The sequence below is a fragment of the Amycolatopsis sp. NPDC049253 genome (assembly GCF_040678995.1).
Classification (GTDB): Bacteria; Actinomycetota; Actinomycetes; order Mycobacteriales; family Pseudonocardiaceae; genus Amycolatopsis.
In genome coordinates, this window is sequence record NZ_JBFAQX010000064.1 from 1 (window position 1) to 8,073 (window position 8,073).

Below are 8,073 nucleotides of genomic sequence, written 5' to 3' on the forward strand. Positions count from 1 at the left end.
CCGCACCCCGGTCGAGGCCTACCGTGATCACCTCACCGCGAGCGCGGCCTGAGGCAACCCACCGAGGACCGTCCAAGAACCTTGACACACCCCAGAGCAGCTCACCACGGATGAGAAGAAGTGGCTGCACACGTTGATCGCCGAGTCGATCGAATGGGACGACGGCGGCGCCGAGCTCGTCAACGGTCAGCATCGCCCATGCGCGTTGCGCGCCGCCGGCGTTGAGCAGTGCCTCGTCAAGGGTCGCTTGCTGCTCGACAGCGTGTATCCCGCTCCCCTCGATGGGGCGCAGCACGCACGCGCCACCGTCAAGGCAGCGTGGCGAAAGGGGCGTCCCGGCTGGCCGAGGACGACTGCTGGCTGGCCCGGCGGTCCGTCCGCGCGGACCGCGCCGGTGCGGGCGCGATGTTACGCGCGCCCGGCGCAGAGTTCACAAACCGAGGTCCTCCCGGTAACCCGCGTTCCCCGATCGGGAGCGATTGTGATCTGAGATCACATCCGGCTCGCAGCGTTCGAGCGCGGACGAGAGGAGCCTCGATTGACGACCGGTGCACGCCGCGCGAGCGAACGGGAAGCCGGCCGGCTCGGCGACCAGATCGCGCTGACGAGTGTCGCCGACGAGGTGTACGGGCGGATCCGCGACGCCATCCTCGACGGCACCTATCCGCCGGGCACCCGTCTCTCGCTGCGCACCCTGGCCGACGAGCTCGGCGTTTCCACGATGCCGGCGCGCGAGTCGCTCAAGCGGCTGGGCGTGGAGGGCCTGGTCGTCTTCGGCCGCCGCAGCGTGACGGTGGCGAACCTCGGCGCGGACCAGGTCCGGCAGATCTTCGAGATCAGGCAGCGGCTGGAGGCCCTCGCCACCGAGTGGGCCGCCGAGCAGGCGACGGAGGAGGATCTGCGCGACCTGCGCGCCATCCTCGACGAAATGGCCGACGCCAACCTGGACCCCGTGGTCTGGCGCGGCCTGAACCGCCGCTTCCACGAACGGCTCTACAGCTGCTCGCGCAGTCCGCACCTGCTCGACCTGATCCGCAACATCTGGGATCGCGTCGCCCCGTCGATGGCGATCTACGCGACCGCGGTGGAGGACTTCGGCGAAGCCCACCGCCAGCACCAGCAGATCCTGCACCTGTTCGCCGCCAAGGACCTCCCGGCGCTGCTCGCGACGACCGCCGAGCACCTCGAACACACCGCCACCACCGTCGTAGCAGCTCTCGCCGGTGCTTCCGGCGCCGCCCTCGAAGGGGACCACGCCATGATCCACGACGAGCTCACCATCGAGTCCTTCCACGCCGCGCTCGCCTCGGGAGCCACCACGAGCGCGGACCTCACGCGGTGGTACCTGGACCGCATCGCGGCGCTCGACCAGTCACCGGACGGCCCGCGGCTGGGCTCGTACGTGACGCTGAATCCCCGGGCCCTGGCCGAAGCGGCGGCCCTGGACGAGCGCTACGCCGCCACCGGCGAGCTGACCGGGCCGCTGCACGGTGTCCCGGTCGTGCTCAAGGACCAGGCCGAGACCGCGGGGATCGCGACATCCTTCGGATCCGGGTTGTTCGCCGACTACGTGCCCACCCACGACGCCACGGTGGTCGCGCGCCTGAAAGCGGCCGGAGCGGTGATCCTGGGCAAGTCCACCATGTGCGACTTCGCGGCCGGCTGGTTCTCCTTCTCCTCGCGCAGCGGCTTCACGAAGAACCCCTACGACCTCGACCGCGAGACCGGCGGCTCCAGCGCCGGCACCGCGGCGGCCGTCGCCGCGAACCTCGCGCTGGTCGGGATCGGCGAAGACACGGGCGGGTCCATCCGGCTGCCCTCGTCGTTCACGAACCTCTTCGGCCTGCGGGTGACCACCGGGCTGATCCCGCGCACCGGCTTCTCGCCGCTGGTCCACTTCCAGGACACTCCGGGGCCGATGGCGCGCACCGTGCCGGATCTCGCCGCCACGCTCGACGTCGTCGTCGGCTACGACCCCGCCGACGCCTACACCTCCCTCGCCGCGAGCAGCCCGGAAGTCGGCCGCTACCGGGAAGCTCTCGACGACGTGACACCCGGGACACTCGCCGGCTTCAGCATCGGCGTCCTCGCCGACGCTTTCGGCACGCAGCCGGAATCCGGCGAAACCAACACGGTGGTCACGACCGCGGTCAAGCACCTCGCGGGCTGGGGCGTTCACGTGGTCGACGGCGTCGAGCTCGGGGACGGGGAGCTGGACCTGCCCGGCTGGGTGGCGGCCACGTCGCTCTACACCACCGTCTCGAAGCACGACATCGACGCGTTCCTGGCCGCCCGGCCGGCCGCGCCGGCGCGTTCCGTCGAACAGGTCCACGCCAGCGGTGTCTTCCACGAGCTCACCGACCTGCTGCCCGACATCGCGGCCGGCCCGGCCGATCCGGCCGACGATCCGGCGTACTACGCCCGGCGGCTGCGGCAGGAGGACCTCCGCCGGCGGCTGCTCGACCTGATGGCCCGCTCGGGCGCCGATTTCCTGGTCTACCCCACCGTCCAGGTACCCCCGCCCACGCGCGAGGCACTCGCGGCGAGACGCTGGACCGCGCTGGATTTCCCGACCAACACGGTGCTCGCCTCCCAGTCGTCGCTGCCCGCCATGAGCATTCCCTGCGGGTTCACCTCCACCGGCCTTCCGGTCGGGCTGGAAGTGCTGGGCAAACCACTGGCCGAGCGAGCTCTGCTCCGGTTCGCCCGCGCTTGGGAGCTCGCGGCCACCCCACGTCGGCCGTCGCCCCTGCTGACCTCGGCACCGGCCTGAGCCCCGATGGACACGACGATGACACGATTCCTGGACCTCAACTGCGACCTCGGCGAGAGCTACGGGGTCTACCACTACGGTGCCGACGCCGAGATGATGCCGCTGATCACGTCGGCCAACATCGCCTGTGGTGCCCACGCCGGCGACCCGGCCACCATGCGCCGCAGCGTACGGGCCGCGCTGGAGCACGGCGTCGCGATGGGGGCACACGTCGGGCTGCCCGACCGGTGGGGGTTCGGGCGGCGCGAAATCCCGACCAGCGCCGGAGAACTCTACGACCTGTGCCTGGCCCAGCTCGGCGCGCTCGACGCGTTCGTGCGGGCTGCCGGTGCGCGGCTGCGGCACCTGAAGCTGCACGGGTCGCTGTACGTGATGGCCAACCGCGACCCCGACCTGGCCACGGCGACGTGCCGGGCGGTGCTCGACTTCGACAGCTCGCTGACCGTGTACGCGCTGCCGGGCTCGGCGCTGGCCGAGGCCACGGGCGCCGCGGGCCTGCGGCTGGTGGGGGAGTACTTCGCCGACCGGCCCTACACCGGCACCGAAGTGCAGATGTACCGGCGCTCGGCCGAGGACCTCGGCACCCCGGAACAGGCGGCCGCCCGGACCCTGGCCGCGCTCGCCGGTCCCGAGTTCGCCGCGCTCGGCGGGATCGGCACCGTCTGCGTCCACAGCGACACCGTCGAGGCTCCGCGCTACCTGCGCGTCCTGCGGCAGCACCTGGCGACGGCCGGCTTTTCGCCGCGCGCGCCCGGGCAGACCCCGGCAACACCCGACACCGGGCTGAGGGCTTCGGCATTGCCGGCGTCCTGACCCACCCGAACCGCCACGCGGCCCGAGCGGCACGACGACGTTTCGCGCCCCTCGTCACCGCGTGCGTCCACCGGTCCCCACCAGGAGTGAGGCTTTGCCATGACGACCAACGCCCCCAGCGCGTCCGAGCACCACCTCGAATCGGAGTTCGAGCACGAACCCGTCCCCCGCACCCACCGGCGCAGCCTCGCCTCGGTGTCCGCGGTCTGGTTCGGATTCCCGATGGTTCTGACCAACGCCGTCTTCGGCGGCACCATCGTCTACGGACTGGGTTTCTGGAAGGGCATGCTGGCGATCGTCGCCGGCAACGTCGTCCTGCTCGCCTACGTCGGCTGCCTGTCCTACATCGCGGGCAACTCGGGAAAGAACTTCGCCCTCACCGCCGCCGAGACCTTCGGCCGGACCGGCGCCAAGATCGCCGCGGGGTTCCTTGCCACGGTGGTGATCGGCTGGTTCGCCTTCCAAACCGGACTCACCGGAGCGACACTCAACACCTCGCTGGGGTGGAACGAACCGGCGATGATCCTCCTCGCCGGGGTGCTCTTCATCGCCATCACCTTCATCGGCATCCGCGCGCTGACCGTCATCGGGATCATCGCCGCGCCGCTGTTCGTCATCCTCGCCGTCGTCGCGCTCGTGTTCGCCGCCAAGGATGGGCATCTGGCCGAGTTCGCCTCCTACTCGGGTGGTGGCAGCAATGCCACCGTGCTCAGCGTGGGCGCGGCCGTCACGATCGTCATCGCCGGCTTCGCCGACTCCGGCACCATGACGGCCGACTTCACCCGCTGGTCCCGCACCGGCAAGGAAGCCGTCGTCGCCGCGTTCACGGCGTTCCCGGTCGCGAACTTCATCGCCTTGCTCGTGGGCGGCCTGATCGTCGCGGCCGGCGCCGCCGCCAGCCCGGCCACCGACGGCGGCGACTTCCTGCCCATCCTCACCTCGCACGGCCCGCTGCTTTCGACCCTCGCGGTGATCTTCGTCTTCGTGAACCTCGGCTCCGTGTGCACCCACTGCCTCTACAACGGAGCCGTCGGCTGGAGTCAGCTGACCGGCTCCAAGATGCGCCTGCTCACCGTCATCCTCGGTGTCATCGGGCTGGTCGCCGCGCTGGCGGGTGTGTGGAGCTACTTCTCGACCTGGCTGAACCTGCTGGGGATCTTCGTCCCGCCCATCGGCGCGGTCCTCATCTGCGACCAGCTCATCGCCCGCCGCCACCGCAACCGGGCGATCCGGTCGGTGCGCGCCGAACCGTTCATCGCCTGGGCGCTGGGCTCGGCGGGTGCCTTCGCGGTTCACGAATACGTCCCCGCCTGGTGCGAGGCCGGTGCCGGCATCGTCGTCACCGCGATCGCCTACGCGGCCATCGAAGCACTGGCCCCGTCGGCGGCTCGGGGCACGGAACCCGCGCCGGCCACCGAACCCGGCGTCTGACCGTCCTGAAAGAAGTCACCCATGACTCTCGTTCCCCCTTCCCCCGCGCACCCCACCGGCCGGACCGGAACCGAGCTCACCGCGCTTCCGGCCACGGTTCTCGCCCGGCTGATCCGAGACCGCGAAGTGTCCGCGGCCGAGGTGACGGCCGCCGCCCTCGATCGGGTGCGGGTCCTCGACGGCGACCTGCACGCGTTCGTCGAGCTGACCGCGGCCGAGGCACGCTCCCGGGCCGCCGAGATCGACGCCGCCCTCGCTCGCGGCGAGGAAGTCGGTGTGCTGGCCGGGGTGCCGGTGGCGATCAAGGACTTGATCGCCACCCGCGGCATCCCCACCCGATCGGGCTCGCCCGCCTACGCCACCTTCGTGCCCGACGAAGACGACATCGTGGTCGAGCGCCTGCGCGCCGCCGACGCCGTGATCCTTGGCAAGACAACGGTCCCGGAACTCGGGTTCAGCGCCGTCGCGCAGAACCCCGTGTCTCCCACCGCCCGCAACCCGTGGGATCCCACTCGCACGCCCGGAGGCTCGTCGGCCGGCTCCGGCGTCGCCGTCGCCACCGGCATGGCCCCGCTCGCGCTCGGTTCCGACGGCGGCGGTTCGGTCCGGATCCCGGCGTCGTTGTGCGGTGTCTACGGGCTCAAAGCCTCCATGGGCCGCGTACCGCTCTACCCGGGCTGCCGCGACGAGCGCTACCCCGGCATGTCCAGCTGGGAGTCGCTGGAACACATCGGACCGATGACCCGCACCGTCGACGACGCCGCCCTGCTGATGTCGGTCATCGCCGGTCCGGATCCCCGCGACCGGCACTCGATCCCGACCGCCGACGTCGACTGGCTCGCCACCACGGTGGGCCCGGACCTCACGGGGCTGCGCGTCGCCTACACAGCCGACTTCGGCTACCTTCCCGTCGACCCCGCGGTCCGGCGCGTGGTCGACGCCGCTGCCCGGGTTTTCGCCGACCGGCTGGGGTGCGCGGTGGAAGAAGTCGATCCCGGCTTCACCGACCCCCAGGCGCACTTCTGGGCGATGGTGCTCAACGACAGCGACCTGGACGGAATGCGCGCCATGGTCGCCGAACACGGCACGCGGATGTCCCCGCACCTCGTCGAGCTCGTGATGCGGCCCTGGACCGCGGAAGACTTCTCCCGCGCCCAGACGGCTCGCAAGCGGCTGGTCAACCAGATGTGGCGATTCATGAGCGACTACGACCTCCTGCTGACGCCCACCCTCGCGGTGCCGGCGTTCCCCATCGGGTTCCAAGGGCCCGACCTGATCGACGACCGGCTGACCAGCCCCGGGTCCTGGCTGGGATTCCTCAACCCGTTCAACATGACCGGGCAGCCGGCGGCTTCCGTCCCGGCCGGATTCACCGAACACGGCCTCCCGGTCGGCCTGCAGATCGTCGGCCGCCACCTGGCGGACGCGAGTGTGCTCACCGCCTCCGCCGCTTTCGAAGCCGCGGCACCGTGGGCGAGCGCGTGGCCGGCTTGCGTCGACGCCGCGCCGGCAATCGGGGAGGCGTGATGAGCGGCCTGGATGGGCTCAACCCCTCACCCGGTGCCCTGGTTCTCGGCCTGGTCCAGGCGCGGGTGCCCGTCATCACCGAGCCCGCGGACCTGACCTCGACGGCGCAGCGCCTGGCCACGCAACTGCGCAAGGCCAAGAAGGCCATGCCGTCGCTGGACCTGCTCGTTTTCCCCGAGTACAGCCTCAACGGGCTCGACCCCGGCACGTGGCTGGACGAGCGCCTGTTGTGTGATCTCGACGGCCCCGAGATCACGCTGCTGGCCAAAGCCTGCGCCGAAGCCGGTGTGTGGGGCTGCTTCTCGCTGATGGAACGCAACCCCGGCGGTGCCCCGTGGAACAGCGGGATCATCGTCGACGCCGCCGGGGAGATCAAGCTCTACTACCGCAAGATGCACCCCTGGGTGCCGGCCGAACCCTGGCAGCCGGGCGATCTCGGCGTCCCCGTGTGCGAGGGACCGGCAGGTTCGCGTCTGGCCCTGATCATCTGCCACGACGGCATGCTGCCCGAAATGGCCCGCGAGGCTGCCTACCGAGGGGCGAACGTCATCCTGCGCACCGCCGGGTACACCTACCCCCTCCGGCACGCCTGGCAGATCACCAACCAGGCGAACGCTTTCCACAACCTGGCCTACACCGCGTCGGTGTGCCTGGCCGGACCCGACGCGGACGGAATCCGGTCCCAGGGCGAGGCCATGGTGTGCGACATCGACGGCACCGTGCTCGTCCAGGGCGACGGCCTGCCCGATCGGATCGTCACCGCCGAGGTCGTGCCCTCCCGCGCGGACGACGCCCGCACTGGGTGGGGCGTCGAGAACAACATCTACCAGCTCGGCCATCGCGGTTACAGCGCCGTTCCCGGCGGCGCGACCGACTGCCCCTACACCTTTATGCGCGACCTCACCGAAGGGCACTACCGGCTGCCGTGGGAGGACCGGGTCGCGCACACGGACGGCACTGGAGCCGGCTGGGGCCCGCCACCGCTGTCTACCACCACCCCGCCGGCCGCACCTGAAGTCCATTGAGGACATACATCGCTGCCGGCGGTCCCCGGGCCGGCTCGACGGAGGTCACCGACATGGCGTGGTGCGCCAGCGCCGGATCGAGCATGAGCCATCGCCATTTTGACGCATGTATCGTGCCTGGAGATCGATCACGGTGTCCCCGGGCACCGTCCGCGCGTTGAGGTCAGCGAAACACCGTGCCCCGACCGCACTGGAACCCTTCCGGGGTGATGTCCTCGGGCTTCGCGTCGGCGCCGGGACCGCGAACTGGGCGTCGAACACGAGGACGTCCCGACCGCTGCAGACGGGTGCCGGGGCTTCCTGCCGCCGGTCAGAAGGTGGTCAGTACGACCATTCCCACCCGACGGCGCCGTTCTGGAAGTAGCCGGAGCTCTGGGTCACCTGGACCTTGCCGGTCTTGTACGGCGTGGCGAACGCGATCTGCCCGGTGTGGGCGTGGCCGGGCACGTACGTCGGCGGCAGCTTGTTGAGCGTTGTCACGCATCTGTCCGTCTCGATGATTCT

General features: G+C 70.8%; 7 protein-coding genes. 5 read left to right on the plus strand and 2 right to left on the minus strand.

Annotated features, from left to right (window positions below; translation table 11 throughout):
* A partial coding sequence (locus AB0K15_RS47730) for a hypothetical protein (RefSeq protein ID WP_364067832.1) occupies nucleotides 1-295 on the minus strand: 295 nt, incomplete at its 3' end.
* Between the two features lie 243 nt (nucleotides 296-538).
* Here AB0K15_RS47730 and AB0K15_RS47735 point away from each other — a divergent pair.
* The 5 genes from AB0K15_RS47735 to AB0K15_RS47755 all read left to right on the plus strand — a co-directional run bounded on the left by AB0K15_RS47735 (nucleotide 539) and on the right by AB0K15_RS47755 (nucleotide 7,569).
* Nucleotides 539-2,773 (plus strand): amidase family protein, encoded by a 2,235-nt coding sequence (locus AB0K15_RS47735; protein ID WP_364067834.1) that lies wholly within the window; start codon nucleotides 539-541, stop codon nucleotides 2,771-2,773.
* Between the two features lie 18 nt (nucleotides 2,774-2,791).
* Entirely contained in the window at nucleotides 2,792-3,586 is a 795-nt protein-coding gene (locus AB0K15_RS47740) for a 5-oxoprolinase subunit PxpA (RefSeq protein ID WP_364067836.1), read from the plus strand.
* Between the two features lie 99 nt (nucleotides 3,587-3,685).
* Nucleotides 3,686-5,017, plus strand: a complete 1,332-nt coding sequence (locus tag AB0K15_RS47745; protein WP_364067838.1) for a cytosine permease — start codon at nucleotides 3,686-3,688, stop codon at nucleotides 5,015-5,017.
* A gap of 21 nt (nucleotides 5,018-5,038) precedes the next feature.
* Nucleotides 5,039-6,544, plus strand: a complete 1,506-nt coding sequence (locus AB0K15_RS47750) for an amidase family protein (protein WP_364067840.1) — start codon at nucleotides 5,039-5,041, stop codon at nucleotides 6,542-6,544.
* Nucleotides 6,544-7,569, plus strand: coding sequence for a formamidase (locus AB0K15_RS47755; RefSeq protein ID WP_364067842.1), 1,026 nt, complete (start codon nucleotides 6,544-6,546; stop codon nucleotides 7,567-7,569). Before AB0K15_RS47750 ends, AB0K15_RS47755 begins: the two co-directional genes overlap by 1 nt.
* A 321-nt stretch (nucleotides 7,570-7,890) precedes the next feature.
* Here AB0K15_RS47755 and AB0K15_RS47760 read toward each other — a convergent pair.
* Nucleotides 7,891-8,073 (minus strand): hypothetical protein (locus AB0K15_RS47760; RefSeq protein WP_364067844.1); only part of this gene is annotated, 183 nt, incomplete at its 5' end.

Coding starts and splice junctions, on each gene's coding strand:
- AB0K15_RS47740 (WP_364067836.1), top strand. CDS start 2,792: ATGACACGATTCCTGGACCTCAACTGCGACCTCGGCGAGAGCTACGGG.
- AB0K15_RS47745 (WP_364067838.1), top strand. CDS start 3,686: ATGACGACCAACGCCCCCAGCGCGTCCGAGCACCACCTCGAATCGGAG.
- AB0K15_RS47750 (WP_364067840.1), top strand. CDS start 5,039: ATGACTCTCGTTCCCCCTTCCCCCGCGCACCCCACCGGCCGGACCGGA.
- AB0K15_RS47755 (WP_364067842.1), top strand. CDS start 6,544: ATGAGCGGCCTGGATGGGCTCAACCCCTCACCCGGTGCCCTGGTTCTC.